General features: G+C 71.8%; 22 protein-coding genes and 1 pseudogene. 10 read left to right on the forward strand and 13 right to left on the reverse strand.

Annotated features, from left to right (window positions below):
* Positions 1 to 21 precede the first annotated feature (21 nt).
* Together AB0J97_RS26520 and AB0J97_RS26525 are read right to left on the reverse strand one after the other, a co-directional pair.
* Positions 22 to 3,072, reverse strand: a complete 3,051-nt coding sequence (locus tag AB0J97_RS26520; RefSeq protein WP_364092885.1) for a BTAD domain-containing putative transcriptional regulator — start codon at positions 3,070 to 3,072, stop codon at positions 22 to 24.
* A 154-nt stretch (positions 3,073 to 3,226) separates the two neighbouring features.
* A complete protein-coding gene (locus AB0J97_RS26525) occupies positions 3,227 to 3,550 on the reverse strand; it encodes a cupin domain-containing protein (RefSeq protein WP_357701699.1) in 324 nt (107 codons plus the stop codon).
* 70 nt (positions 3,551 to 3,620) lie between these two features.
* Between AB0J97_RS26525 and AB0J97_RS26530 the strand changes: the two genes are divergently transcribed.
* Complete coding sequence (locus tag AB0J97_RS26530; protein ID WP_364092888.1) at positions 3,621 to 4,640, forward strand: helix-turn-helix domain-containing protein; 1,020 nt, start codon at positions 3,621 to 3,623, stop codon at positions 4,638 to 4,640.
* Here AB0J97_RS26530 and AB0J97_RS26535 read toward each other — a convergent pair.
* Together AB0J97_RS26535 and AB0J97_RS26540 are read right to left on the reverse strand one after the other, a co-directional pair.
* Positions 4,625 to 5,179 carry a dihydrofolate reductase family protein gene (locus AB0J97_RS26535; protein WP_364092890.1) on the reverse strand — a complete coding sequence of 185 codons (555 nt, stop codon included), beginning with the start codon at positions 5,177 to 5,179 and terminating at the stop codon, positions 4,625 to 4,627. The two genes, AB0J97_RS26530 and AB0J97_RS26535, sit on opposite strands and share 16 nt — an antisense overlap.
* A 245-nt stretch (positions 5,180 to 5,424) precedes the next feature.
* Positions 5,425 to 6,342, reverse strand: coding sequence for an alpha/beta fold hydrolase (locus tag AB0J97_RS26540; RefSeq protein WP_364092892.1), 918 nt, complete (start codon positions 6,340 to 6,342; stop codon positions 5,425 to 5,427).
* A 314-nt stretch (positions 6,343 to 6,656) separates the two neighbouring features.
* Here AB0J97_RS26540 and AB0J97_RS26545 point away from each other — a divergent pair, with 314 nt between their 5' ends.
* From AB0J97_RS26545 to AB0J97_RS26560, 4 genes and pseudogenes are all read left to right on the forward strand, one after another.
* The gene (locus AB0J97_RS26545) at positions 6,657 to 7,478 is read left to right on the forward strand and encodes a CPBP family intramembrane glutamic endopeptidase (protein ID WP_364092894.1); all 822 of its coding nucleotides are present in this window, start codon (positions 6,657 to 6,659) and stop codon (positions 7,476 to 7,478) included.
* A pseudogene (locus AB0J97_RS26550) lies at positions 7,475 to 8,630 on the forward strand (sensor histidine kinase). The gene AB0J97_RS26545 and the pseudogene AB0J97_RS26550 overlap by 4 nt, the downstream one beginning before the upstream one ends.
* Complete coding sequence (locus tag AB0J97_RS26555; protein ID WP_357701710.1) at positions 8,627 to 9,286, forward strand: response regulator transcription factor; 660 nt, start codon at positions 8,627 to 8,629, stop codon at positions 9,284 to 9,286. The pseudogene AB0J97_RS26550 and the gene AB0J97_RS26555 overlap by 4 nt, the downstream one beginning before the upstream one ends.
* Positions 9,287 to 9,954: 668 nt before the next feature.
* Positions 9,955 to 10,263, forward strand: coding sequence for a hypothetical protein (locus AB0J97_RS26560; protein WP_357701713.1), 309 nt, complete (start codon positions 9,955 to 9,957; stop codon positions 10,261 to 10,263).
* Positions 10,264 to 10,308: 45 nt separating this feature from the next.
* On the opposite strand, the gene AB0J97_RS26565 is transcribed toward AB0J97_RS26560, so the two are convergent.
* From AB0J97_RS26565 to AB0J97_RS26595, 7 genes are all read right to left on the reverse strand, one after another.
* Complete coding sequence (locus AB0J97_RS26565) at positions 10,309 to 11,115, reverse strand: carbohydrate ABC transporter permease (RefSeq protein ID WP_364092897.1); 807 nt, start codon at positions 11,113 to 11,115, stop codon at positions 10,309 to 10,311.
* Complete coding sequence (locus tag AB0J97_RS26570) at positions 11,112 to 11,969, reverse strand: sugar ABC transporter permease (protein ID WP_364092899.1); 858 nt, start codon at positions 11,967 to 11,969, stop codon at positions 11,112 to 11,114. Before AB0J97_RS26570 ends, AB0J97_RS26565 begins: the two co-directional genes overlap by 4 nt.
* Positions 11,966 to 13,204, reverse strand: coding sequence for an extracellular solute-binding protein (locus AB0J97_RS26575; protein WP_364092901.1), 1,239 nt, complete (start codon positions 13,202 to 13,204; stop codon positions 11,966 to 11,968). The genes AB0J97_RS26570 and AB0J97_RS26575 overlap by 4 nt, the downstream gene beginning before the upstream one ends.
* Entirely contained in the window at positions 13,198 to 14,424 is a 1,227-nt protein-coding gene (locus AB0J97_RS26580) for a protein O-GlcNAcase (RefSeq protein WP_364092903.1), read from the reverse strand. The genes AB0J97_RS26575 and AB0J97_RS26580 overlap by 7 nt, the downstream gene beginning before the upstream one ends.
* Positions 14,425 to 14,598: 174 nt before the next feature.
* Positions 14,599 to 15,609 carry a BadF/BadG/BcrA/BcrD ATPase family protein gene (locus AB0J97_RS26585; RefSeq protein WP_364092905.1) on the reverse strand — a complete coding sequence of 337 codons (1,011 nt, stop codon included), beginning with the start codon at positions 15,607 to 15,609 and terminating at the stop codon, positions 14,599 to 14,601.
* Positions 15,606 to 16,829, reverse strand: coding sequence for a 6-phospho-beta-glucosidase (locus tag AB0J97_RS26590; RefSeq protein WP_364092907.1), 1,224 nt, complete (start codon positions 16,827 to 16,829; stop codon positions 15,606 to 15,608). The genes AB0J97_RS26585 and AB0J97_RS26590 overlap by 4 nt, the downstream gene beginning before the upstream one ends.
* Positions 16,826 to 18,061 (reverse strand): ROK family transcriptional regulator, encoded by a 1,236-nt coding sequence (locus tag AB0J97_RS26595; RefSeq protein ID WP_364092909.1) that lies wholly within the window; start codon positions 18,059 to 18,061, stop codon positions 16,826 to 16,828. The genes AB0J97_RS26590 and AB0J97_RS26595 overlap by 4 nt, the downstream gene beginning before the upstream one ends.
* Before the next feature lie 86 nt (positions 18,062 to 18,147).
* Here AB0J97_RS26595 and AB0J97_RS26600 point away from each other — a divergent pair, with 86 nt between their 5' ends.
* Positions 18,148 to 20,478, forward strand: a complete 2,331-nt coding sequence (locus AB0J97_RS26600) for a hypothetical protein (RefSeq protein WP_364092911.1) — start codon at positions 18,148 to 18,150, stop codon at positions 20,476 to 20,478.
* A gap of 208 nt (positions 20,479 to 20,686) precedes the next feature.
* Here AB0J97_RS26600 and AB0J97_RS26605 read toward each other — a convergent pair whose 3' ends face one another.
* On the reverse strand, positions 20,687 to 21,136 hold the full coding sequence (locus tag AB0J97_RS26605) for a VOC family protein (protein ID WP_364092913.1): 450 nt from the start codon (positions 21,134 to 21,136) through the stop codon (positions 20,687 to 20,689).
* Positions 21,137 to 21,376: 240 nt separating this feature from the next.
* Complete coding sequence (locus tag AB0J97_RS26610) at positions 21,377 to 22,315, reverse strand: LysR family transcriptional regulator (protein WP_364092915.1); 939 nt, start codon at positions 22,313 to 22,315, stop codon at positions 21,377 to 21,379.
* Positions 22,316 to 22,428: 113 nt separating this feature from the next.
* Between AB0J97_RS26610 and AB0J97_RS26615 the strand changes: the two genes are divergently transcribed.
* The 4 genes from AB0J97_RS26615 to AB0J97_RS26630 all read left to right on the forward strand — a co-directional run bounded on the left by AB0J97_RS26615 (position 22,429) and on the right by AB0J97_RS26630 (position 25,647).
* Entirely contained in the window at positions 22,429 to 23,346 is a 918-nt protein-coding gene (locus tag AB0J97_RS26615; protein ID WP_364092917.1) for an NAD(P)H-binding protein, read from the forward strand.
* Positions 23,336 to 23,701 (forward strand): darcynin family protein, encoded by a 366-nt coding sequence (locus tag AB0J97_RS26620; RefSeq protein ID WP_364092919.1) that lies wholly within the window; start codon positions 23,336 to 23,338, stop codon positions 23,699 to 23,701. The genes AB0J97_RS26615 and AB0J97_RS26620 overlap by 11 nt, the downstream gene beginning before the upstream one ends.
* 106 nt (positions 23,702 to 23,807) lie before the next feature.
* Positions 23,808 to 24,401 (forward strand): helix-turn-helix domain-containing protein, encoded by a 594-nt coding sequence (locus AB0J97_RS26625; RefSeq protein ID WP_364092921.1) that lies wholly within the window; start codon positions 23,808 to 23,810, stop codon positions 24,399 to 24,401.
* 55 nt (positions 24,402 to 24,456) lie between these two features.
* The gene (locus AB0J97_RS26630) at positions 24,457 to 25,647 is read left to right on the forward strand and encodes an MFS transporter (protein ID WP_364092923.1); all 1,191 of its coding nucleotides are present in this window, start codon (positions 24,457 to 24,459) and stop codon (positions 25,645 to 25,647) included.
* The last annotated feature ends 3 nt before the right edge of the window (positions 25,648 to 25,650 follow it).

Genomic DNA, 25,650 nt, shown 5'->3' on the forward strand with positions numbered 1-25,650 from the left:
GAAGGAGTACGGCCGCCGCGCTCACAGGTTCCTGAGGATGACGTCCGGCGTGCCCGGGTCGTCGCCGGTCTCGATGCGGGACCGTTCGCCGGCGCTGATGAGCCGGAGGTCGTGCAGGATCGTCACGGCGTTGCGCCGGCACTCCCGGGCACGATCCTCCGCCCCGAGCGCACGGTGCACCAGGCTCAGGCCCCACCAGTGGCGGGCCTCGGTGCAGCTGCCGAGGTCGTCGGCCGCGCGGTCGGCGTCCAGCGCCATCCGGAAGTAGCGCTCCGACTCCCGGTGGCGGCCCATGCGCCGGTTGGCCTCGGCGATGTAGCCGAGCGCGATGGCCGTACCCACCAGGTCCTCGATCTCGCGGGTGCCGGACAGGGCGTCGCAGAAGGCCGTGACGGCCGCCTCCGGGTCGCCGCTGCGCAGGTAGGTGAGCCCGAGGTTGGTGAGCGTGATCGCCTCGCCGTACCGGTTGCCCTGGCCGCTCTCCAGGTCGACCGAGAGGCGGAAGTGGCCGACGGCCTCCGCGAACCGGCCCAGCCTGCTGTGGACGACCCCCAAGCGGTCGAGCTGGGCGGCCTCTCCCCGGCGGTTGCCGGTCAGCCGGTGTTGTGCGAGTGACACCTTCAGGTGGACCAGCGCCTCGTCCAGTCGGCCGAGGTCGGCCAGCACGTAACCGAGGTCGCCGTGGGTGACCGCCCGGTGGTGGGGGTCGCCCACGCGGTCGGCCGCGGCGGCGCCCATCTCGCTGACCTCCCACAGCTCCCGCCACCGCCCTCGTTCGTACAGCGGGAAGAACAGCGCCGCCGACAGGGCCGTGACCAGGTCGTCGGCGCCCAGCGCCGCCGCGCTGCCCAGCACCGCCGGAAGCTGCGCGGCCTCCGCGTCGACCCACGCGTACACCTCGTGGCGGTCGCGGAAGCCCGGCCCCGCGCCGGGCGTCTCCGGCCCCAGCGCCGTACGCCACACGGCGACGGGGATCACCTGCCTGCTCGCGTCCCTGGCGACGGCCAGCCGGCTGCGCAGCGCGCGCAGGACGGCATGTCGCCGCTCCTCCGGCGGGTCGTGCTCCGCGGCGAGCTCCCGGGCGAAGAGCCGGGTCAGGTCATGCACGCAATAACGTCCGGGGGCGGCGGTCTGCACCAGATGCGCCTCGGTGAGCTGGTCGAGCAGGTCCTCGGCGGTCGGGACCGGGAGACCGGCGAGGGCGGCGGCGGTGTCCACGCCGAGCTCGGTGACGCCGAGCAGGCTCATGCACCGGAACATGCGGGCCTGCGCCGGGTCGAGATCCCGGTAGCCGACCATGAGACTGGCCCTGACCGCGCGGTCCTCCAGCTCCAGCTCCGTGAGCCGCCGCCCCTCCTCGGCCAGCCTCTCGGCCAGCGTCCGCCAGGTCCACGCGGGCCGCACCGACAGCCGGGCGGCCGCGATCGAGAGCGCCAGCGGCAGGTAGGCGCACTGCCGGGCGACGGCGTTCTGGGCCTCGATGTCGTCCGGCCCGGTGGAGGGCCCGGTGGAGGGATCGGTGGCGTGGCGGGTCAGCAGGGCGCGGCAGTCCTCCTCGGGCAGCACCTCCAGCTCGTACGGGACGCGGCCCTCCAGCGCGGCGAGCGTCCTGCGGCTGGTCACGATGACGCCGCAGGTCGGGCTCGCCGGGAGGAGCGCGCGTACCTGCCGGACGTCCAGCACGTTGTCGAAGACGAACAGCATGCGGCGACCGGCGGTGCGGGACCGGAACTGGGCGGCGGCCTCGTCCACGTCCGTGGGGACGGCGGCCCGGTCCACGCCGAGCGACCGCAGCAGGCGGCCGAGGGAGCGCAGGGGTTCCAGCGGTTCGAGGTCCGGCGTCGAGCCGTGCAGGTTGAGGTAGAACTGCCCGTCGGGAAAATGGCGGGCGGCCTGCCAGGCGACCTTGACCGCCAGCGCCGACTTGCCGATGCCACCACAGCCGGAGATCAGGATCGGCTGCGGACGCCTGCCGACCACGTCGCGCACGAGCGCGTCGATCAGCCCCGACCGCCCGACGAAACCCGGCACCACGGGGGGCAGCTCGCGAGGAGCGGCGGGCGTGCCGGTGCCCGGCTCCGCCGTCCGGAGCTCCACGGCGTCGCCTACTCCCTGCCGGAGCACGTGGAGCTGCGCGTCCACGAGTTCCGGGCCCGGGGACACCCCCAGGTCGTCGACCAGTCGCCGGCTGATCCCGCTGAACACCTCCAGCGCGGCGGCCTGCTCGCCGCAGCCGGCCAGCGCGATCATCAGCCGCGCGTGCGCCCGTTCGTGCAGCCGTTCCACCTGCGTGATCGCACGCAGCGGCGACAGGACGAGCTCGTGCCGGCCGAGCGAGTCGGCCACCTCAGCGAACTCCAGCGCGGCCGTCACCCGCTCGGCGCTCAACGCGGACACCCTCGGATGGTTGTGCAGCGCCGGGACGTCCAGCAGCGGGCTGTCCCGCCACAGGTCCATCGCCTGCCCGAACGACACCGCGGCCGCGTCGAGCTCGGCCCTGTCGCGATGTTCCCGCGCCTGGCGAACCAGCCGCCGGAACGCCAGGACGTCCACCTCGCCGTCCGTCACGGACAGCTGATAACCGTGCTGACGGCAAATGATGAGTTTCTTGTCCCGGGCCCCGTGGTGCAATGTGCGGCGAAGCTTGCTGACATGGCCGTGCACCGCTCGTACATGACCGTCGCCGGCCGCGTCACCCCATAATGCGTCGGCGATGGATTCCATCGGCACGACCTGGTTCGCGGACAACGCGAGCAGTCCGAGAATGCCTCTCTGCCGCTCGCCGCCCAACGCGGCCGACGATCCGTGCGTCAGCGCTTCGAGCGGGCCCAGTATGCGCAGCCAGACCGCCGACGACGCCGCCGGACCGCCGAGGGGATCGCCCGATCCGGACGTGACCAGCGGAAGGACGTCCGACAGGCGACGCAGGGTCTCGGCGCGCGGACGGCGCGTGCGGCCCTGCTCGACGTCGCGGATCACGGCGACGCTCACCCCGGACCGGGCGGCGAGTTCCTGCTGGGTCAGGCCGGCCTGTTCACGTCGCAGACGCAGTTCGGCACTCAGGTTCTCCATTACTCGTTGCCCTCACCGAAGGATCATGAGTTCCAGAGCGATCCGGCGGCGGCTCGCCCCGAAGAGCTTTACCCGTCCCGTCATGAGGCGCAAGGATTATTCTGTCTTTTCGCGTACGGATGGAAACGCGCGCACGTCTCACTTTCAATGACGGTTACCGGGTGAGGATGCTGATGCCCAGCATGCGGGCGCCGGTCTCCGTACGCGGGCGATGCGTGCTGCCCGGCGCGAACACGACGTAGCTGCCCGGTCCGAGCCGCCGCCCCCGGTCGATGAACTCGCCCGAGATCACGTAATAGCGTTCCTCGCCCTCGTGCACGTCCACCTCGGGCCATTCGGTCCCCGGGGCGAAGTCGTACATCCAGCCGCGGGCCCATTCGGTGGCGGGCAGGCGCCGCCGGATGATCCCGGGAACGACCTCGACGGGGTCGACCTCGTCGACATGCAGGATCTGTACGTCACTCGTCTCTTGCGTCATGACGCCATCGTCCCGGCGGACGCGGCCCCCGCCCAGTGTCTGGATTGACGTCTGCGGGTATTTTCTTGCCATGAGTGTTCAGCGAGTGGTCGCGCTGGTCCTGCCGCCGCAGTCCACGTTCGAGCTGGCGTGCGCCGCCGAGGTCTTCGGCGTGCGCCGTCCCGGCCTGCCGTCCCGGTACGCGTTCCAGGTGTGCGCCGAACGTCCGGGGGTCGTGCCGACCCTGGCGGGATACGACATGGCGGTCGGCGAGGGCCTGTCGGCGCTGGAGGCCGCCGACACGGTGGTGATCCCCGGCTGGCACCGGCGCGACCACCCGGCTCCGCCCGCGGTGATCGACGCGGTCCGGCGGGCCCACCGGCGAGGCGCCCGCCTCGTCGCGATCTGCTCGGGCGCCTTCCTGCTCGCCGAGACGGGGCTGCTGGATCACCGCAGGGCGACCACCCACTGGCGGCTCGCCGCCGAGCTCGCGGCCCGTTTCCCCGACGTCCGGGTCGAACCCGACACGCTGTACATCGACCTGGGCGACCTCGCGACCAGCGCCGGCACCGCCGCGGGCATCGACCTGTGCCTGCACCTGGCCCGAGCCGACCACGGCGCCGCCTACGCCGCGCACGTCGCCCGCCACATGGTCATGCCGCCGCACCGCGAGGGCGGCCAGCTGCAGTACAGCACCGTGCCCCCTGCCGACCGCCTGCCGGAGTCCCTGGCGCCGGTCCTCGACTGGGCCGGCGAACGGCTGCACGCGCCCCTCACCCTCGACGACCTGGCCGCCCGGGCCAAGGTCTCCCCGCGGACCCTCGCCCGCAGGTTCGCCGAACAGCTCGGTGTCAGCCCCGGACGATGGCTGCTCCAGCAACGCGTCACGGCGGCGCGCGCCCTGCTGGAGGAGACCGATCTGCCGGTGGAGGCGATCGCGGCCAAGGTCGGCCTGTCCTCGGCGGCCAACCTCCGCAGACGCTTCCACTCCCTGGTGCACACGACGCCCGCCGCCTACCGGCGCTCCTTCGGCGGCCACGAGGACGGCCCGTCGTCGCGGCCGGGCGGCACGCCACCGCCGGAACCGGCCGCCCGTCAGGGGCGCACGTAGCGCCGGAACGTGACTCCCGAGGCCAGGGAACGGTGCTCGACCAGGCGCAGCCGCAGGTTCTCCCGCACGGGCAGGTACGGCCTGCCGCCCCCGACCATCACCGGGAACGCGTACATCCAGAACTCGTCGACCAGGTCCAGCAGGGAGACGGCCAGCTCGGGGCCGCCGAGCTGGAGGGGGCCGTCGATCTCCCGCTTCAGGCGCGTCACCACGGACGCGGCGTCCTCGCGCCGGACGATCGTGACCCCGTCGCGCACGGTCTGGAGGGTGTCGGAGAAGACGTACCGCGGCGTCTTCCTGTAGAGCTCGGCGAACTCCCGCTCGACGGCCGGGGCGCCGTCGCCGCCGAGGTCCTGCGTCCAGGGCTGTTCCATCGCCTCGTACAGCCGCCGCCCGAACAGGAACGCGCCGGTCCGGCGGACATGGTCGTTCGCCTCCTGGCGGAAGTCCTCGGGCGGGTCCATGAAAGCCATGTCGCCGTCGGAATCGGTGATGTAGCCGTCGATCGAGGTGTTCATCCAGTAGAAGACCTGGCCCATGAAACTCCTCCTTGGTCGTAGGGGTCGTCCGGGGTGAGGACTCGGCGGGGCGCCGAAACTCATCGCGGCCGGGTGCCTGGGATGCCGCCCTGTCCGGCGGGAACCGTCAGGCGCCGGGCTCGTCCTGCCAGGGGACTGAGGAACGCGACCAGGTCATCGACATCCTCGGGCGCGAACCTGACGAACACTGCGGTCATGATCCAGTCTTGTATCAGAACCTGAGGGGGCCGTGAGCGCCGCGCAGGTCATCCGCCCTGCGTCGCCTGACGGGCGGCCTCCGCGGTGACGCGGTCGATGGCCCGGGCGGCGACGTCGGGCTGGTCGACGTAGATGTAGTGCCCGCTGTCCGCGGCCGTGCTGAGCCTGCCGCGGCTGGACAGGGCGAGCCACTTGCGCTGGCCCGCGGCCCACGCCCGCTCCAGGCGCGGCCCGTACTCGGGCAGGGCCTCCAGGTACGGCTTGCCGTGCCGGACGACCTCGACGGGGATGTCACCGGCGGAGCGGACCTCGCCGTCGGCGACGACGAGCTTCTCCGGGTTCCGCCCCTGGAAGATCGCCAGGTTCTGCGCGCGCAGCTCGCCCGCCGGGCCCTCGGCGGTCTCGGGGATCGCCTTCTCGATGTCGTTCGTCATGGTGGGCGGGGTGGCGTCCATCAGGACCAGCCCCTTGACCCGGTCCTGGTGGTCGGGGGCGTACCTGGCGGCGATCAGGCCACCCAGCGAGTGACCGGCCAGGACGACCGGATGGTCACCGGCGACGCGGTCGAGCACCCCGGTCAGGATCCGGCCGGTGCCGGCGAAGTCCTGCGGGCCGTCCGGCTGGTCGCTCGCGCCCGCGCCGAGCCGGTCGTAGGAGCAGACCCGGTTCTTCGCGCTCAGCGCCTTCTGCAGGGCGGCCATCTTGTCCAGCCCGTCGCCTCCGCCGTGCAGCAGGACGACGACCGGCCTGTCCTTCGCCGGCTCGCCCGAACAGGACACGTTCACCGACCGGCCCGCCACGGTGATCTTCTCGGTGCCGGAGATCGCAGCGGCTTCGGAGGTCGGTGAGGAGGGGGCGAAGGGGTCCCAGTTGTCCATCGCGTCGCCGTCGCAACCGGCGACCCCCGCCCCGAGCCCCACGCAGCACAGCACGGCCACAACGGGTGTCTTGATCTTGCCGAGCACGAGGTCCTCCAGTGAGCGTCGACGCCGGGGTGATGCGCACGGCGGGCGCGAGCGGAAGAACGCGACCGGAACGCCGTGGCTGCGCCCGCAACGCTACGGACCGGGCGGTGTCTGGATCTTCACCGCACGGTGGACATTCACCGGTAGCTCGCGCGGGGGACAAGCACGGCCCGCGGGGAAGGGCCGCCGTCCCCCGTACGAGCTACCCGAGAGTGTCCACCGCACGGGGACGATTCCAGGCCGCCGCGTCTCTAGCGTTTCCGGCATCGCGGCGGCCTCCGCCGTGGAACCGTCCGTCAGGTGAGGGAGTCGTCATGCGGTTGTTGAAACAGCTCGTGCCCGTCGCGGTGGTCGCCTTCGCCGGCGGCGCGGTCGTGGGCGCGGTACAGGGAAGCCCGCCGCTCACCCTGCTCCTCGGCCTGGGGACGGCCGCCCTGGCGCTGTTCGTGTACGCCCGCGTGGTGCGGTGGTCCGAGCGGCGCGCGCCGGCGGAGGTGGCGACGCGCGGCGCGGCCCGCGCCCTCGCACGGGGGACGCTGCTCGGCGTCGCGCTGTTCGCGGCCGTCATCCTGAACCTCGCCCTCGTCGGCGGCTACCGCGTCGACGGCCCGGGCTCGCCGGCGGGCGCGGCCGGGCTGTTCGGCTTCATGGCCGCCGCCGCGGTCTCGGAGGAGCTGCTGTTCCGCGGCATCCTGTTCCGGATCGCCGAGGAACGCATGGGGACGTGGCTCGCGCTCGTGCTGACCGGCCTGCTGTTCGGCCTGTCGCACGTGTTCAACCCGCACGCCGACCTGTGGGGCGCGATCGCCGTCGCGATCGAGGCGGGCGGCATGCTCGCCGCCGCCTACGCCGCCACCCGTACCCTGTGGGTGCCGATCGGCGTGCACTTCGGCTGGAACTTCGCGGCGGCCGGCATCTTCAGCGCCGAGGTCTCGGGCAACGGCGCGACGCAGGGGTTGCTGCACGGTGTGACGTCGGGCCCGGCCCTGCTCACGGGCGGCGCGTTCGGTCCGGAGGCGAGCCCGTACGCGGTCGTGGCCGGTCTGCTGCTGATGGCCGGGTTCATGTGGCTGGCCCGCCGCCGTGGCACCGTGGTCCCGTTCCGGCGCGGCACGAGCGCTACGCTCGCCCGGTGATCGATCTGCGGCGTGCCACGGACCTGTGGCGGCGGTGCGACGTCGTGGTCCGGGACCTGCTGTTCGGGCTGCTGCTGGCCGTCGCGTCCCTCCTGCCGGCGCTCCACGGCAAGGGCACGCAGGTTGGCGACCTGCCGGCCCGCCCGTTCGACGCGTTGGCGTACGCGGTGATCGCCCTGGAGTGCCTTCCGCTCGCCGTCCGCCGGCGGTGGCCGGCCGTGTGCCTGGCCCTGGTGTCGCTCGGCTTCGTCCTCGACCAGCTCCGCGCCTACCACCTGTTCGCGAGCAACGTGCTGCCCATCGCGCTCATCAGCGCGGGCGCCCATCTGGAGCGCCACCGGCGCGTCACCGTGGTCCTGCTGTCGGTGGCGTACGTGCCGCTCGCGCTCGCCCTCGACCGGCTCGGCGCGACCGAGCGGGTGGAGGGGTACGTGGTGTTCTACCTGGCCCTGGTCCTCGCCTGGGGCATCGGCGCGTGGCTGCGTTCCACCCGCGCCGCCGAGGCGGAACGCCGCCGCCACCTCGCCGAGGCCACCCGCGCCGCGGAACGCACCCGGATCGCCCGCGAGCTGCACGACGTCGTGACGCATCACGTGACGGCGATGGTGGTGCAGGCCGAGGCCGCCCGGTACCTGACCGCCGTCCCCGAGCGTCTCGACGCGACGCTGAATGCCGTCACCGACACCGGCCGGCGGGCCATCGCCGACCTGCGGCACATGCTCGACCTGCTCAAGGCCGACCATGACACCGACGTCGGCCTGCCGTCCGCCGCCGAGCTCCACACCCTCGTGGAGCAGACCCGCCGGGCCGGGCAGCCGGTGGAGTTCGCCGAGGCGGGCAGCCGGGCGGAATCGGCGGGCAGCGCCGAGTTCGTCACCTATAGGGTCGTGCAGGAAGCCCTGACGAACGCCCTCAAACATGCCCACGGCAGCCCGACCGTGGTTCAGGTGCGCTACGGCGAGAAGGAGATCAGCGTGGTGGTCGGCACCGACGGCCCCGGCTCCGGGGCCGCCTCCCCCGGGGGGGAGCGGGCGGGGCCTGGCCGGGCTCCGCGAGCGGGTGGAGGCCCTGGGCGGCGAGTTCGGCGCCGACCGGCAGGCGGGCGGCGGCTTCGTGGTACGGGCCCGGATCCCCGCGGGCGGCCCGTCGTGAGCGCGCCCGTCCGGGTGCTGGTCTGCGACGACCAGGCGCTGATCCGCACCGGCTTCGCGACGATCATCGACGCGCAGCCGGACCTGGAGGTGGTGGGGGAGTGCGGCGACGGCCGCGCCGCGGTGGACCTCGCCCGCCGGCTGAGCCCCGACATCGTCGTCATGGACGTGCGCATGCCGGTGCTCGGCGGCATCGAGGCCACCCGCCTGCTGGCCGGCGCGGGGGTCGAGAACCCGGTCAAGGTGCTCGTGGTGACGACGTTCAACCTCGACGAGTACGTCTACGAGGCGCTGCGCGCGGGGGCCAGCGGCTTCCTGCTCAAGGACGCCCCGCCGGCGCAGCTGCTGCAGGGCATCCGTACCGTCGCCTCGGGCGCGGCGCTGCTGGCCCCCGAGGTGACGCGGCAGCTCGTCGGCCGGTACGCGGCCCGCATCCGCCCCGCCCCGGCCGCGTCCGAGGAGACCGTGCTGACCCCGCGCGAGCTGGAGGTGCTGCGGCTCATCGCCGACGGCCGATCCAACAGCGAGATCGCCGCCACGCTGGTGATCAGCCAGGAGACCGTCAAGACGTACGTGTCGCGCATCCTGACCAAGCTCGACCTGCGCGACCGCGTCCAGGCGGTGGTCTACGCCTACCGCAGGGGCCTGGTGACCTGAGGGGCGACGCGCAGGACCCCAAGCCACGGGGAAGGGCAGGCCCTGCCGCAACGAACCGGCCCACGTGACTGATCTTGGAAGCGGAACGCCCAAGGATGGGGACATCGCCACCCACTGAGGAGATGTCCCCGATGCGTACCCCGCCGATCACCTCGCGCTCGCCCTCACCCGCCCCCTCACCGGCAGGCCGGGCGGTCAGTGGTCCTACTCCAACACCAACTGCCTGGTCGCAGGCGTGACCGGCAAGGACTCCGCCGGGTGACCGAAGAGGGAGTCCTCAAGGGGCTGCCGGGCACGTACTGGCCCAAGCAGGGCGAGCTCGACCTCCGCGGGCGGCACGCCCACACCTACGGCATCGACCTCACCTCCCCCGGAAAGGGCGAGACGGACCTGACCCGGCTTCCGGGCCACGCCTTCGGCGCCGGCGGCGGCCTGGTCTCCACGCCTGAGGACCTCAACCGGTTCTGGCAGGCCGTCCCCGAGCGCACGCTGCGCGGCATGCTCACGGGCGCGGTCCCCGCCGCCGGGCCGACTCGTGGGGGACGGGGACGGGGGCGTCCCGTCGGCTCGAATTTTGCGCCCGGAGGGATAGGGCTTCATGGCTCGACACGAACAGTAGTGGATCAAATACTCAAAGCGACAAAGTTCTGGGTGAAGGGAGTCCCCTCATGCCAACCGCCCGCATCGCCTCCGGTCAGACCACCCCCGGACAGGGATGGCAGCCCTACGGTCCCAACGGCATCTACATCGACGTCGACACCTCGTCCGCGCACTTCACCGGCCGTCCCGTCTACGTCACCTCCATCGGCAGCACCGGCGGCAACCAGTGGAACCTGGTCGGCCCCAGCGCCGTCTACGACGCCACCGCCACCAAGTTCCGCGTGTACGTGCAGTGGCGGGACGCCTCACCGCTCTCCCCGGCGGCCGCGCAGCAGTTCGGCTGGTTCATCCAGTGGATCGGCTACGACAACCCCTGACCGGCGGCCCGTACGGCCGGCACGCCCGGCCGTACGGGTACCCGTCTACTTGAGGCTCCCCGCCGTGATCCCGCTCACCACCTGGCGGTTGAACACCACGTACACGGCGATCATCGGCAGCGTGATGATCGACAGGGCCGAGAACAGCAGCCCGTAGTCGGTGACGTACCGGTTGGAGAAGGCCAGCAGACCGGTCGGGATGGTCTTGAGCGAGTCGTCCTGGATGTAGAGCAGGGCCAGCAGGAACTCGTTCCAGCACGACAGCGCCGAGAACACCGCCACCGTGGCCAGCCCGGGCCGCAGCAACGGCAGCGCGATCAGCAGGTAGACCCGCAGGTCGGAGGCGCCGTCGATGTGCGCGGCCTCGAACAGTTCGCGCGGCAGCGCGTCCAGGTAGACCTTGATCAGGTACGTGGCCAGCGGCAACCCCATGGCCGTGTACGGAATGATCAACGCCCACCGGGTGTCGCTCAGCGCCAGCTCGGTGAACATCGTGCTCTGGGCGATGAAGTACGACTGCAGCGGCAGCAGCAGCCCGAGCGCCAGCAGGCCCATGAGCAGCCCGCGCCCGCGGAACTCGAAGCGGCTGAACGCGAACGCCGCCGCCGACGACAACGCCAGGATCAGCAGCACCGACACCGAGGTCACGATCACGCTGTTGAGCGCGTACCCGCCGATGCCGCCGAACTCCCACGCCTCGGCCCAGCGGCCGAAGTCCAGCGCCTCGGGCAGGGCGAACGGGTCGGCGAAGATCTGCGCGTTGGACTTGAAGCTGGAGGCGACCATCCACAACAACGGCAGGAAGAACGCCGCCGACACCACGGCCAGCAGCGCGGTCGAGAGCCTTCTCATCGGGCCGTCCTCCTGCGCAGGCGCATGAAGACCAGCCCGATGAGCACGACGGCCGCGGTCATCAGCACCGCCATGGCGGAGCCGTACCCGACCTCGCCGTCGCGGAAGACCACGCGGGTCAGGTAGGTGGTGGGGATCTCCGTCGCGTTGTACGGCCCGCCGCCCGTCATGACGTAGAACAAGTCGAACGTCTGGAAACCGCCCGTGACGCAGAGCAGCAGGCAGACCTCGACCGCGTCTCTGATCATCGGTACCTTGATGCGGCGGAAGATGGCCAGCTCGCCGGCGCCGTCGAGGCGGGCGGCCTCGACCACGTCCGACGGGATCTGGGCGAAGGCCGCGTAGAAGATCGCCATGTAGAACCCGGCGTACACCCAGCCGGAGACCGCGCAGACGGCCAGCAGCGCGGTGCCCTCGTCGCCCAGCCAGACCTTGCCCGGCAGGCCGGCGACGTCAAGGAGGGCGTTGACCAGGCCGAAGTCGGCGTTGTAGACGAACGCCCACAACACGGCCACGACCACCATCGGCAGCATCACCGGCGTGAACAGCGCCACGCGGAACCAGGGCGCCCCGCCGCGCCGGGTGACCAGCAGCCCGGCCAGGACGAGCCCGACCGCGACCTCCAGAACGATGGTGAAAAGGATATAGACACCGACATGAACAAACGAGTCCAGAAATATCGTGTCCTGGGCTGCTCTGAGGAAATTGTCGAAGCCGACGAACGTCATCGGCCCGAAACCGGTCCACTCGGTCAGGCTGAACGCCCCGGTCGCCAGCGCGGGCGCGAGCACCGCGAAGCCGAACACCAGCAGCGCCGGGGCGGCGAACAGGTACGGCGTGAGCTTGCGTCTCATCCCGCGACGGCCAGCGCTTCCTTGGGAGACTTCGCCCCGCCGAGCACCGCGGCCAGAGCACGGTAGAGCGCGTCGGCGCGCTTGAGGTCGTAGCCGGTGTCCGGCGGCGAGACCACGGTCCTGGCGTCGGCCAGCAGGTCGTTGAGCCGGGTGCTGCGCGCGTCCACCTGCTCGGCGCCCTCCGCCCTGGCCTGGGGCACGGTGCCCGCCTTGACGAACGCGGCGGCGTTGGCCGGGGAGTTCAGCAGCGCCAGGAACTCGGCCGACTCCTTGACCTTCGCGCTCCTGGCGTTGATCACGTAGCCGGTGACGACGCCGATCACGCTCTCCTGGTCACCGGCGCCGCCGGTCATCGCCGGCAGGTTGACGTAGTCGAACTCCAGCTTGGGCGCCTCGTCCAGGGCCCAGCTGACCAACCACGAACCGATCGGGTGCATGGCGGCCTTGCCCTGGAAGAACAGCTGCGCGCCCTCGTTGTCGTTGGCCGCGTTGGCGCTCTTGTTCACGCACCGGTGGTCGCGGAGCTGGGCCACGTAGCCGAGCGCGCGTTCCCAGTCGGGGTTGGCCATGGGGGCCTTGCCCGACAGCACGTCCTGGTAGGACTGCTCGCCGACGACCCGGGAGACCAGGTGGGACAGCCAGTTGCCGGCGGCCCACAGGTCCTTGTTGCCCGAGGCGATCGGGGTGACGCCCTTGGCGTTGAGCGTGTCGCAGGCCGTGAGGAGTTCCTCGAACGTCTTGGGCGGCTGCACCCCGGCGTCGGCCAGGATCTTGGTGTTGTACCAGAGGACGTTGGTCACGTCGGCCGCGAAGGGCACCATGACGGTCTTGCCGTCGATGGTGGTGCGCTTGTATGCCTCGTCCGGGATGAGACCCTTGAGGGGGCCTGAGGTGACCTGGGGGGAGATGTCGGCCGCGAAGCCGTCCTTGACCCGGGTGCGCAGCCGGTCGCCCGCCCACTCGAAGTAGATGTCGGGCGCCTGCCGGCCGTTGAGCAGGTTCTGCAGGCCGATGGTCTGGTAGAGGTCGTCCTCCTGGAAGTTGAGCTCGACCTTGGCGCCCGGGTGCGCCTTCTCGTACTGGGCCGCGACGTCCTTCCACACCTTGATCTGCTCCTCGCCCGGGGAGCTCATCGCGATCCGTAACACCTTGTCGGTGGCCGGGCTCTGCCCACCGCCGCCGCAGGCCGACACCAGCAGCATCAGGGCGAGCGCCCCGGCCGTCCTGTTCACCATGGGAACTCCTCAAGACAGTCGCCGAACACCCGCTTGCGGGCGGGGCGACGGGGGTGCGGTCGTAAGTCGTGACGAGCGGCGGCCAGCAGCGCCTGCGCGCCCCGCTCGAACTCCTCCAGCCAGGGCCGGGCCTCCTCCACCGGCGCGCGCCGCCGCACCGGCCCGCGCAGCAGGTGCCCGGCCGCGTCCAGCAGCTCTTTCGCGTGTACGGCGAGCAGCCGGTCGGCCGCCGAGGCGTCACCGGACTCGCGCTCGAACGCCCACTGCTCCAGCACCCCCGTGAGCCTGGGCGCGTCGTGCGGTTCCAGGCAGGAGCCGCGCACGTTGTCGGCGAAGATCCGGTAGGCGGCCAGGTCCTGGCCGTCGCCGACGACGTCGGCCAGGGCCCGCTCCCAGCTCTCCTGAGGGTCGTAGCCCTCCGGGTCGCGCAGGTAGTCGGCGACGGTGGCGAAGGCGATCTTCGAGGATTCGTAGAGCTCCATGCCGTTGGCCACGACGCCGGTCGCGAACCGGTACAGGTGCCTGTCCCTGCCCTGGTACGGCCCCACGTGCAGCTCGTGGCTCATCGCGACGTCGTTGACCGGGTAGTTGTCCCAGTAGAGCGGGGCCCTGTTCAGCGTGCGGGTGACGGCGGCGGCGTCGGCCAGGTCGATGGTGGGGGAGCAGATGCTCCGGCCGGTCCAGAACAGGTCGATCCGGGCGTCGATCAGGCCCAGGGCCCGCAGGTAGGGGTGGTCGCCGGTTCCGCAGTAGACGGTGGGGCAGACCGTCAGCCGTCCGGTGCGCGCGAAGACGGCGTCGATGAGCGCGACCTGGGCCTGCGCGAGGTCGTCGAAGGCGGCGACGTCCCGGGGGTGCCGCAGCCGCATGGGGATGTCGTCGAGCAGCAGCCCCACCCCGGCGGCCCCGGCCTCCATGGCCTGCTCGAACGCCACGCACAGGGCCTGGACGTCCTTGCCGTCGGAGTAGCGCAGCGACAGGCCGGGGGAGAGACAGTGGACGACGTCGACCCCCGCCTGCCTGCCGCGTGCGGCCAGCTCGGCGAGCCCCTGGACGCCGGCTTCCCGCCAGGAGGGCCGGTCGGCCTTCGGCGCGTACACGTAGGTGTTCATGCCTCGCGCGCCGAGGAAGCCGAGCAGGTCGAGCCGCTGCTCGTGACTCCATGGACGCCCGTAGAACCCTTCGATGACTCCACGGACGGCAAAGCCGGCTGACTTCATGAAGACAGTAAAGAGTCTTTATTTCATCTAGGCAAGAGTCTTTACCAGAACTCTCAAAAATCGGAACGACAGGGCAGCCGGCATGAAGTCTGCCTACGGAGGCGATCGCCTGGGCATAGCCGTGCGAAACACCCAGGCCACCACGTTCTACACCAAACTAGGCGTCAACCGGGCTCAAGCACGAGGTGCCGACGGCCGCCGGCCGGCGAACCCGGCCCTGAGCCGCCGTTCCACCGCCTCGGACGTCCCCCCGAGGCGGTCCAGCCCGTGCAGCGCCGACCCCACGATCGGCGGCGCGTCCAGCACCCGGACGTCCACGCCGGGCAGCCCCTCGCCGATCCGGGCCATCAACCGGGCGTCCCGGCCGGTCAGCACCCCGCCCCCCAGCACGACGGGCACGCCCACCTCGCCCCAGTCCAGCCGCGCGATCGCCGCGGCGGCCCAGGCGGCGACCTCGTCGCCCAGCCGCTCGACCAGCGAGACGGCGACGGCGTCCCCGCGTCCGGCGACCTCGAACAGCACCGGCACCAGCTCGTGCAGCCGTTCCTCGGGCAGGTGCCCGAGGTGGAAGCCCACGCACACCGAGGCGACGTCCGCCAGGCCGTACCACCTCGCGACGGCCTCGCGCAGCAGGGTGCGCGGGCCGCGGCCGTCCTCGTCGCGCACGGCCCACCACAGCACCTCCTCGCCCAGCCACTCCCCGCCGCCCCAGTCGCCCGAGCGCCGTCCCAGCGCCGGCCACCGCGCGACCTGCCCGTCGGGGCCGCGCGCGACGCAGTTCATCCCCCCGCCGCACACGACCGCCACGCCGTACGGCACGTCCGCGCCCGCGCGCAGGATCGCGAAGGTGTCGTTGTCCACGGTGACCTCGGGGGCCCAGCCCCGCGCTTCGACGGCCGTCTGCAGAAGGTCCTGCTCGATCGGCAGATCACAGTGCGCCAGGAACGCCGACACCCGTCGCGCCACGTACCCGGGCCCGGCGCCGTCCGAGGGGGTTCGGCCCGCCTCGCGTACGGCCGCCGCCACGAGGTCGGCGAGCAGGTCGATCGCGGCGGGAAGTTTCGGGCCGTGCGGCTGGAAACCGCCGCCGCGAACCCAGGCGAGCAGCTCGCCCGAGCCGTCGACCAGCGCCACGTCGGTCTTGCTGTTGCCCGCGTCGATCGCCAGGACCGCGGGTGCGGTCATGAGGCCCAAGCCTGGTGGGCCGCGAGCAGGCGGTCGGCGAGCCCCTGCGCCAGGTCGTACTGCCCGACCAGCGGATGCGCCAGCAACGCCGCCTCCACATGCGCCCGATCAGGGTGGGCCGCGGCCCGTACGGCCAGCTCCTCGTACGCGCTGACGTGCGCGATCAGCCCGGCCTGCAAGGGCTCCACCTCGGGCACGGCGAGCGGCACGGCCCCGGCGCGGGTGATCCGCGACGGCGCCTCGATCACCGCGGACGCCGGCAGGAAGGGCAGGGTCCCGTCATTGCGGACGTTGACCACCTGGACGTCCCCCCGGTCGGCGAGCAGCGAGGAGAGCAGGTCGACCGCGGCCGTCGAGTAGTGCGCGCCGCCGCGCTGCTCCAGGAGCTTCGGCTTGTCGTTCAGCGACGGGTACATCGCCAGCAGTCGCCGCTCCAGCTCCAGCACCTCCTGCGCCCGCGTCGGGCGTCCGCGCTGCTCGGCCACCACCTGGTCGTGCGCGTAGTAGAAGCGCAGGTAGTAGGAGGGCACGACGCCCAGAGCGATGATCAGCTCGGCGGGCAGCTCGCACTCCCCGGCCAGCTCGGCGACGTGCCGCTCGATCAGCCCGGGAAGCACGTCGACCCCGTCCACCCAGGCTGACCGCTCCCACGACAGGTGATTGAGCCCGACATGTCCCAGCGTGAGCTTCGACGGCTCGCATCCGTGCAGCCGCGCGAAGAGCCGCTGGAACCCGATGGCCACGTTGCACAGCCCGACGGCGCGGTGTCCGGCGTCGAGCAGGGCGCGGGTGACGAGGCCGACGGGGTTCGTGAAGTCGATCAGCCAGGCGTCGGGGGCGAGGACGCGGACCCGTTCGGCGATGCGGAGCACCTCGGGAATGGTCCGCAGGGCCTTGGCCAGGCCGCCCGCTCCCGTGGTCTCCTGGCCGACGCAGCCGCACTCCAGCGGCCAGGTCTCGTCGCCGTGCCGCGCGCGTTGCCCGCCGACCCGTAATTGCAGCAGCACGGCGTCGGCGCCCTCGACGGCGTCGTCGAGGTTCGTGGTGAGCCTGACGCGTCCCGCCCTGTCGCGCAGCATCCGGGAGGCGAGGCCGCCGACGATGTCGAGGCGTTCCCGGTCGGGATCCATGAGGACGAGCTCGTCGAGCTCCAGCTCGGCCAGCCCGCCGGCGAGCTCGGGCGTGTACGTGGAGCCGCCCCCGATGACCGTGACCTTCATCGCCCCTCCACCCCTGAACCTGTGGTGGCGGCCTTGGCCGTCCCGGCGGCCTTCGCCGTAGCGGAGATCTTGGCGGCGGCCGAGATGCGCCGGGTGGCGACCGACTCCCTGAGCAGGCGGGTGCCGTGCGCCAGGCCGCCGGTCAGCACGGGGGCGTTGCCGAGCGCCGAGATCCCGACGTCGGGCGGATGCCGCAGCATGCCCGCCAGCGCGGCGTTGATCTGCGGCAGGATGCTCTCGCAGGCCAGCCCGATGCCACCGCCGAGCACGACCAGCTCGACGTCGACGACCCGCGAGATGGTGGCGATCCGCAAGGCGATCCGCCGGGCCTCCTCGGCGACGATGGCCGAGGCCAGTCCGTCTCCCTGGGAGGCGGCGGCGAAGATGGCCTCCGGCGTGGCGTCGAGCCGCAGCACGGTGTCCCCGTCGCGCAGACTCGTGGCGATCCACGCGCGGGCGAGGTTCATGAGGGCGTCCCCGGAGGGGCTGTCGGGCAGCTCGTCCTCGCCGGGGGCTGGATCGTCGACCTCGCCCGCCGCCCCGCGGTGACCCCGATGCGCCCGGTCGCCCAGGATCAGCCCGGCTCCGACGCCGGCGCCGATGGAGAGGAACGCGAAGTCGGCGACCCCCCGCCCGGCCCCGAGCGCGTGCTCGCCGATGACCGCCAGGTTGGCGTCGGTCTCGACCTCGGCGGGCACGCCCAGCGCGTCCTCCAGCCCGGCCCGGATCGCCATGCCCTCCAGCGCGGGCCGGTTGCTCTGCCGGATGACGCCTTCCTCGGGATCGACGACACCCGGCACCCCGGCCGCGACCAGCTCGATCCCCCCACCCGTGTCAGGGGCCAAAGCGTCGCGCACGGCCACGGCGGCGCGCAGGATCGTCGCCGGACGGGAGTCGTCGATGCGTTCGTCGTGCCTGGCCAGCATCGTGCCGCTCAGGTCGCACAGCGCGCCGCGGACGAAACGGGTGCCGATGTCCAGGGCCAGGACGTGGGCCAACGAGCGCACCGGCTCGAAGTAGACCGCGCCGTAGTGCATCTCGCCCGGCGGTTGGGCCTGGCGGACCAGGCCGGCGGACACGAGGAGGTCGAGGGCGTTGGCCACCGTCGGCTTGGTCATGCCGGTGCGGCGGCTCACCTCGGCCCGCGAGATCGGCGGGTCGGCCCGGATGGCCTCCAGGACCACGGAGGCGTTGATCTCGCGCAGGGTGGTGAGCGTCGCATGCTGGGACATGACGTGAATTCTAGTAAAGACTCTTGCTCGAATGCAATAAAGACTCTTTACTGTATCTCGCAGCCCCCTCATCCGGAGGAACCCTCATGGCACGACTCCACAACCTCCTGCTCGCGGCGACCGTCGCGCTCTCCCTGGGACCGGCCGCCACGGCCGTGCCCGCCGAGGCCGCCACGGTCGTCGACCCCTTCGTCCTCCAGGTCGGCGCGACGCTGCCCGCCCTGTCAGGCAAGATCGCCGCACTCGCCGCCGGCCCCGGCGGAGTGATCGCCGCCGCCCACGACAAGGGCCTGGCCCTGTACGCCTCGGGCGCCTGGACCTCCCTGTCGGCCACGGCCGCCTACAAGGTCGTCTGGCGCGGCGACGACCTCGTCGCCCTCACTGCCGACGGCCTGCTGACGATCAGGAACGCGGCGAAGGACTCCGCCCGGAAGGCGGGGGAGGGCGAGCCGGCCGACGCCGCCAAGGGAGGCGCCGATCGGCTTCCGTCCGGGGTCGACCCGGCCACGGCCCTGCTGGTCGGCGGTGACGACCTGATCCTCGTCCAGGGCGACCGCCTCTACCGCAAGGGCCCCGGCGGCTCGTGGCGTCCCGACCGGCTCCCGGGTCAGGCCGCCGCCGTGGCCCGCGCCGAGTCCGGTGCCGTCGCCGTCGCCACCGCCACCGCCGTCTTCGAGCAGACCGGCCGCTCGTGGACCCAGATCTCGCCCGCCGTCGGCACCACCCACCTGGCCTACGACTCCAAGGGCCGCCTCTGGCTGGCCGGCGCCACCGGACTCGGGCTCAGGGACGGCGCCACCGTCAAGCAGTACGGTCCCGCCGAAGGTCTGCCCATGCTCGGCTTCACCGCGATCGCCCCCGGCGCCGGCGGCGACGTCTGGCTCGGCACGGCCAAGGGCGCCGTGCACTTCGACGGCACCACCTGGGAGTACCGCCAGGGCCGCCGCTGGCTGCCGGACGACGCGGTCGCCGCCATCGCCGTGGACGCCGACGCCAACGCCTACTTCGGCACCGCCACGGCCGCCGGAGTCATCGAGGCCCGCCGTACGACGCTGGAGGAGAAGGCGGCCGTCTACGAGCAGGCCATCCAGGCCAGGCACAAGCGCACCCCGTACGGCTTCGTCGAGGGCATCGGGCTGGCCAGGCCCGGCGATCTGACCCAGTACGGCCAGGGCGCCAGCGACAACGACGGCCTCTGGACGGGCATGTACGGCGCGGCCGAGGTGTTCAAATACGCCGCCACCAAGGACGCCACGGCCAAGACCAACGCGCGCAAGGCGTTCGAGGCCCTGAAGTTCCTCGGGGACGTCACCCAGAGCGGCACCAACCCGGCGCCCAAGGGCTTCATCGCCCGCACGATCCTGGAGACCACGGCCACCGACCCCAACATCAAGGACAACGAGCAGCACGACCGCGACAAGCAGAAGGGCGACGCGTACTGGAAGATCCTGGTCCCGCGCTGGCCCAAGAGCGGCGACGGCAAGTGGTTCTGGAAGACCGACGCCAGCTCCGACGAACTGGTGGGCCACTACTTCCTCTACGCGCTCTACTACGACCTGGTCGCGACCGGGGCGGAGAAGGACGAGGTCGCGGGCGTCGTCACCAGGCTCACCGACCACCTGATCGACCACAACTTCTCCCTGACCGACCATGACGGCAGGCCCACCCGCTGGGGCTTCTTCAACCCGGAGGAGCTCAACGGCAACCCGTGGCGGCGGGAGGAACGCGGCCTCAACAGCCAGACGATCATCACCTTCCTCACCATCGCCGAGCATGTCGCGAAAAATCCGGAAAAGTACGCCAAGGCCAAGGCCAAGCTCATCGACGAGAACGGCTACGACCTGAACACCCAGCAGCCCAAGGTCACCGCGGGAGTCGGCGGCGGCAACCAGTCCGACGACGAGATGGCCTTCATGAACTACTACCACCTGCTCCGCTACGAGCAGGACGCCGGCCTCAAGGCCACCTGGGCCCGCTCCCTCTACGACTACTGGCAGTTGGAGCAGTACGAGCTCAACCCGTTCTTCAACTTCATCGCCGGCCTCACCCTGAAGGACCAGGTCTGGACCGACGCCTACGGCCCGTTCCCGCTGGAGATGAACGGACCCTGGCTCCAGCAGTCGATCGACACCCTCAAGCGCTTCCCGATCAACATGATCGACTGGAAGCAGAGCAACAGCCAGCGCCTCGACATCGTCAACCTCAACCAGCACATCCGCCCGGACGCCGACCCGAAGAAGCTCGGCATGCTCCGCAGCGGCACCGTGCTGCCGATCGACGAGCGGGTGATCAGCCACTGGAACCACGACCCGTACAAGCTGGACCAGGGCGGCGACGGGTACGGCGAGAACGACGGAACCTCGTACCTGCTGCCGTACTGGATGGGCCGCTACCACGAGTTCATCGCCGAGAAGTGACCTCCGGCAACCCGCCGGCGACCTCCCCAGGACGCGCGTCGAAACCCTCGTGATCCCGGGAACCCCGTCGCGACGCCCCTCCGCCTGCCGGTCGGCACCTGCCCCCGACCGGCAGGCGCCCCTCCGACACCCCCGACCACGGCGGTCGCGATGCTCTCGACCTCCGCGTGGCCCGGCCGAGGAGGCCCGGGCGGGCCGCGACGGACCGTCAGCCGAGTTGCTGGGCCAGGCCGACGATGATGCCCTCGGGGCCTCGGACGTAGCAGAGCCGGTAGCTGTCCTCGAACTGCTCCAGCGTCCCGACGAGTTCGGCGCCGTGGGGACGCAGCCGGGCGATGACGTCCTCGATGTCGTCCACGGCGAACATGACGCGCCGAATGCCCAGGGTGTTCACCGGCGCCACCTCCGGCTCGGCGCTGATCGCCTTCGGCGTGTGGAACCTCGCCAGCTCGATGCCGCCGACCCCACCCGGGATCCGCAACATCGCGATCTCCTGCCGGACCCCGCTGAGCCCGATGATGCGCTCCGCCTGCTCCGCCCAACCTCCCTCGACCGGACCCCTGCCCTCCAGCTCCATGCCGAGCTCGACGAAGAACGCGATCGCGGCGTCAAGGTCGTCCACGACGATGAGGACGTTGTCCATCCGCTGAACCGTCATGCTGCATCTCCTCCATCACACACCCAGTCCGTGACCACGGGCATCCCCGGGACGGACCTGGCACCGCATTCTCGACACCCGTGCCCCGGCTCCCGTCCGCGATCATCCCTGCCCGAACACGCCCACCTTGCCCCTCTGAGCGGTCACCCAACAGATGCAGATGTCATCGCCTTGGTCCCCGTCCGACGCGTACCTGATCGCGAACAACCGCGCCACCGAGAGCGCGGAGCTGCGTCGGGGCTAAGGCTTCCGGGGCGTGTGGAGGACTTGGCGGACCGCGTCGCGTAGCCACTGGTGGGCGCCGTCGGCGGTGTGGCGGGGGTGCCAGGCCATGCCGATCGTCAGAGGTGGCAGCGGGAGCGGGATCTCCAGCAGGCGCAGGCCGAGCGCGTGGGCCGCGTCGCCGAGGGGGGAAGGGGGCTCGCCCGGCAGCGCGGTCGGGACCAGGCACACCACGTCGCCGACCGCGGCCAGCGCCATCGCCGCCAGGTGTCCGGGCAGGACGGCGCTGACCCGGCGGCTGAGCCCCTGCTCGGACAGGGCCACGTCCAGCGGGCCGGTGAAGCGTCCCCGGCGGCTGACCGCCACGTGCTCGGCGGCGGCCAGCCTGGCGGGCGTCAAGGGACCCTCGGTGAGCGGGTGCCCGGCCCTGACGCCGGCCGCCATCCGCAGCGTGACCAGCTCCTCGACCCGGGTCTCCGGGTCGGCGTGGTCGATCGCCCCGAGCTCCAGATCGACCCGGCCCTCGCGCAGCGCGGGGCCGGCTTCCCACTCCTCGGCCAGCACCCGCAGCGAGACGCCCGGCGCCTGGCGCCGGGCCAGCCCGAGCAGCCCCGGCGCCAGCGCCGCGCCGACCAGGTCCGAGGCCTGGACGGTGAAGGTGCGCCGCAGTGCGGCGGGGTCGATCCGGCCGCTCGGGGTGAGCAGCGCCTCCAGCCGGCGTACGACCGCGGCGGCCTCGTCCCGCAGCGCCTCGGCGCGGGGGGTGGGCACCATCGTCTGTCCTGCCCGTACCAGCAGCGGGTCCTGGAGCACCCGGCGCAGCCGGGCCAGGGTACGGCTCATCGCCGCGGGGGACGTACGCAGCCGCGCGGCGGCACGCGTGACGCTCTGCTCGGTCAGCAGGGCGTCGAGGGCGACGGCGAGGTTGGCGTCGAGGTTCGGGATCGGGCTGCTCACCGGCGTTATTCCGTTTCGGGCAATGATTGCTTGCTGATGTTCCCATTGTGGCAACACGAGGCGGGTCGGCACGATCTGGGGACCGAACCGATCCGACAGACCGCGAGGTTCTCATGATCGTCATTACCGCCCCCACCGGGAACATCGGCCGGCGACTGCTGTCGCTGCTGGTCGAGAGCGCGCCCGCACACGGAGAGGAGTTGCGCGTCGTGGTCCGCGATCCTGCCCGGCTCCCCGAGGCCGTGCGCGGGCGCGTCGAGGTGGTCACCGGCTCGCACGGCGACGCCGCGACCGCCGACCGTGCCTTCGCCGGGGCCGACGCCGTCTTCTGGCTGGTGCCGCCGGACTCCTCGGCCACGCCGGAGGAGGCGTTCAGCGGCTTCACCCGTCCGGCCGCGCGCGCGTTCGCCGCCCACGGCGTCGGCCACGTCGTGGGCATCTCGGCGCTCGGCCGCGGCACCCCGCAGGCCGACCACGCCGGGCTGGTCACCGCCTCCCTGGCCATGGACGACCTGATCGCCGGCTCCGGCGTCGCCTACCGCGCGCTGGCCAGCCCGTCCTTCTTCGAGAACCTGCTGGAGGAGGCCGGCTCGATCCGCGAGCACGGCGTCTTCACCGACACCGTCGCCGCGGACCGTCCGGCCCCGCTGGTGGCCGTGGCCGACCTCGCCGCGGCGGCGGCCGGGCTGCTGCTGGACCGGTCCTGGACCGGCGTCGGCAGTGTTCCGGTGCTCGGCCCGCAGGACCTGTCGCCCGGCGACCTGGCCCGCATCATGACCGAGCAGCTGGGGCGTCCGGTCCGCTACCGGCGGCAGCCGCTCGACGAACTGCGGTCCACCCTGCTCGGATACGGCCTCAACGAGGCGTTCGTCGAGGGCGTCGTCGACATGAAGCGCGCCAAGGACCAGGGCCTGGACGCGGGCGTCGCCCGTTCGCCGCGGGCGGGCCGGGCCACCGGATTCGCGCAGTGGTGCGCGGAGACCCTCAAGCCCGCCGTTCTCGCCACCCCGGAGGCCATCGATGCCCGCTGACCGGACCGAACCCGCGGTCACCGCGTTCATGCTGGTCAAGACCACGCCCGAGTGGCTGGCGATGACGGTGGCCGAACGCGTCGAGGCCTTCACCACCCAGGTCGTCCCGGTGATCGAGGCCCGCACCCGCGGCGTCCGCTCCCGGTTCTACGACACGGAGTTCTACTCGGCGCGGGTCACCGACATCTGGGTCTGGGAGGCGGACGACCACGACGCCTACCGGCTGCTGATCGACGCGTTGCGCGAGACCCCCTTCTGGGACCGCTACTTCGACGTCGTGGACCTGCTCGTGGGCACCGAGAACGGCTACGCCCGCACCTACGACGTGGACCCGGTGGCCACCCTCGCCACCTGACGCTCCTCCCTGACCGGCCGGTGCTCCCTTCACCCTGGGGGAGCGCCGGCCCGGCCGCATGAAGCCCGTATTGCACCAACCGATGCAAAACCGGTAGCGTGCTCGTATGGCAAGGCCGCGATCATTCGATGAGGACCAGGCCCTGGACACCGCGATGCGCACGTTCTGGGCGAACGGCTACGAGTCCACCTCGACCAGAGACCTGTGCGAGGCGCTCGGCCTTGACCGCAGCAGCGTGTACAACGCCTTCACCAACAAACGCGAGCTGTTCAAGCGCGCACTGACCCGCTACATGGACGCCACCACCGCCGACCAGCTCCGCATCCTCGACGACCCCGAACTCCCGGCGATCGACCGCGTTCGCGCCCTGTTCGCCAAGATCCTCCGGACGGAGGCGGAGAACCGGCGTGACGGTCACGGCCTCGGCTGCCTGACCGTCAACACCACGATGGAGCTCGCCGCCCGCGACCCGGAGATCAGCCTGATGCTCGCCCGCGACGCCGAGCGCCGGCTCGTCAGCCTGGGCACGGCCATCAGGAGCGGGCAGCGCGACGGCGACATCGGCTCCACCCGCGATCCCGCCGAGCTGGCCAGGTTCCTCAACGCCGTGATCGCCGGGATCCGGGTGGCCGCCCAGGGCGGCGCCGACGACGCCGCCATCACCGCCATCGCCGCCACGGCCATGGACGCCCTGGCCTGACCCCGGCTTTTTCGTGCCCGAATTCTGCACCGATTGATGCAAAAAGGAGTCCTCCTTGCCCAGAGCCGTCTACGTCCTGGCCATAGGCATCTTCGCCATGGTGACCAGCGAGTTCGCCGTCGGAGGACTGATGCCCGAGATGGCGGGCGGACTCGGCGTGACCATCTCCCAGATCGGCTATCTGATCACCGCGTTCGCGGTGGCCATGGCGGCGGGTGGGCCGCTGATGACCGTCGCGCTGGTACGGATACGCCCGAAGCCCGCGCTCATGCTGCTGTTCGCCGTCTTCCTGGCGGGCAACGTGCTCGCGGCCGTCGCGCCCTCGTATGCGGTCATGACGGTCGCGCGGGTCGTCACCGGCGTCGCCTCACAGGCGTTCTTCGGGGTCGCCATCTCGGTGGCGGTCCAGCTGAGCCGTCCAGAGGTACGCGGCCGCGCCCTCGCCGTCGTCCTGAACGGGTTGATGCTCGGCACCCTGCTCGGGCTGCCGCTGTCCACGTTCATCGGCGGGCAGCTCGGCTGGCGGGCCGCTTTCTGGGCCGTCGGCGCCCTGACCGTCGTCGCCGCGATCGCCACCACGGCGGACGTTCCCGGGCTCGGGCGCGCGGACGGCGGCAGCGACTTCAGGCGGGAGCTGGCCGTCTTCAGGAACGGCCGGCTGTGGCTGGCGCTGTCGACCAGCACCTTCATCATCGGCGCGACCTTCGCCGCCTTCAGCTACCTCAGCCCGATCCTCACCCAGGTCACCGGCTTCACCTCGCGCGCCGTCCCCCTCCTGCTCGTCGCGTACGGCGCGGCCACCGTGATCGGCAACCACGTCGTCGGACGCCTGGCCGACAAGCACACCATCGGCGTCCTGTGGTCCGGCCTGGCCCTCAACACGGTCTTCCTGGCCGGGTTCGCGCTGTTCGCCCACCTCGGCGTCCCGGCGGTGGTCGCCATGCTGGGCGTCGGGCTGGTCGGAGTGACCATGAACCCGGCGATGGCCGTACGCGTCCAGCGCGTCGGGAATCCGGGGCCGCTGGTCAACACCGTGCACGCCTCCTTCATCACCCTCGGGGTGATCATCGCTTCCTCGGTCGGCGGGCTGGTCATCGACGGCTTCGGGCTGCGGGCTCCCCTCTGGCTGGGCGTCGGGCTGGCCGTGCTGGGGATGGTGTCCCTCCTGCCCGAACTCGGCCGTACCGGGACGAAGCCGTCGGCGACGAGCCTCCCTCAGAAGCACGTCGAATCCGCCACCCACTGACGC

Origin of the sequence: Nonomuraea sp. NPDC049607 (assembly GCF_040675375.1) — a bacterium.
GTDB lineage: Bacteria > Actinomycetota > Actinomycetes > Streptosporangiales > Streptosporangiaceae > Nonomuraea.

What these genes read in the sequence shown, in the direction of transcription:
- AB0J97_RS26520 (WP_364092885.1), bottom strand. Translation starts at nt 3,072, where the DNA reads ATGGAGAACCTGAGTGCCGAACTGCGTCTGCGACGTGAACAGGCCGGC.
- AB0J97_RS26525 (WP_357701699.1), bottom strand. Translation starts at nt 3,550, where the DNA reads ATGACGCAAGAGACGAGTGACGTACAGATCCTGCATGTCGACGAGGTC.
- AB0J97_RS26530 (WP_364092888.1), top strand. Translation starts at nt 3,621, where the DNA reads ATGAGTGTTCAGCGAGTGGTCGCGCTGGTCCTGCCGCCGCAGTCCACG.
- AB0J97_RS26535 (WP_364092890.1), bottom strand. Translation starts at nt 5,179, where the DNA reads ATGGGCCAGGTCTTCTACTGGATGAACACCTCGATCGACGGCTACATC.
- AB0J97_RS26545 (WP_364092894.1), top strand. Translation starts at nt 6,657, where the DNA reads ATGCGGTTGTTGAAACAGCTCGTGCCCGTCGCGGTGGTCGCCTTCGCC.
- AB0J97_RS26560 (WP_357701713.1), top strand. Translation starts at nt 9,955, where the DNA reads ATGCCAACCGCCCGCATCGCCTCCGGTCAGACCACCCCCGGACAGGGA.
- AB0J97_RS26565 (WP_364092897.1), bottom strand. Translation starts at nt 11,115, where the DNA reads ATGAGAAGGCTCTCGACCGCGCTGCTGGCCGTGGTGTCGGCGGCGTTC.
- AB0J97_RS26570 (WP_364092899.1), bottom strand. Translation starts at nt 11,969, where the DNA reads ATGAGACGCAAGCTCACGCCGTACCTGTTCGCCGCCCCGGCGCTGCTG.
- AB0J97_RS26575 (WP_364092901.1), bottom strand. Translation starts at nt 13,204, where the DNA reads ATGGTGAACAGGACGGCCGGGGCGCTCGCCCTGATGCTGCTGGTGTCG.
- AB0J97_RS26580 (WP_364092903.1), bottom strand. Translation starts at nt 14,424, where the DNA reads ATGAAGTCAGCCGGCTTTGCCGTCCGTGGAGTCATCGAAGGGTTCTAC.
- AB0J97_RS26585 (WP_364092905.1), bottom strand. Translation starts at nt 15,609, where the DNA reads ATGACCGCACCCGCGGTCCTGGCGATCGACGCGGGCAACAGCAAGACC.
- AB0J97_RS26590 (WP_364092907.1), bottom strand. Translation starts at nt 16,829, where the DNA reads ATGAAGGTCACGGTCATCGGGGGCGGCTCCACGTACACGCCCGAGCTC.
- AB0J97_RS26595 (WP_364092909.1), bottom strand. Translation starts at nt 18,061, where the DNA reads ATGTCCCAGCATGCGACGCTCACCACCCTGCGCGAGATCAACGCCTCC.
- AB0J97_RS26600 (WP_364092911.1), top strand. Translation starts at nt 18,148, where the DNA reads ATGGCACGACTCCACAACCTCCTGCTCGCGGCGACCGTCGCGCTCTCC.
- AB0J97_RS26605 (WP_364092913.1), bottom strand. Translation starts at nt 21,136, where the DNA reads ATGACGGTTCAGCGGATGGACAACGTCCTCATCGTCGTGGACGACCTT.
- AB0J97_RS26615 (WP_364092917.1), top strand. Translation starts at nt 22,429, where the DNA reads ATGATCGTCATTACCGCCCCCACCGGGAACATCGGCCGGCGACTGCTG.
- AB0J97_RS26620 (WP_364092919.1), top strand. Translation starts at nt 23,336, where the DNA reads ATGCCCGCTGACCGGACCGAACCCGCGGTCACCGCGTTCATGCTGGTC.
- AB0J97_RS26625 (WP_364092921.1), top strand. Translation starts at nt 23,808, where the DNA reads ATGGCAAGGCCGCGATCATTCGATGAGGACCAGGCCCTGGACACCGCG.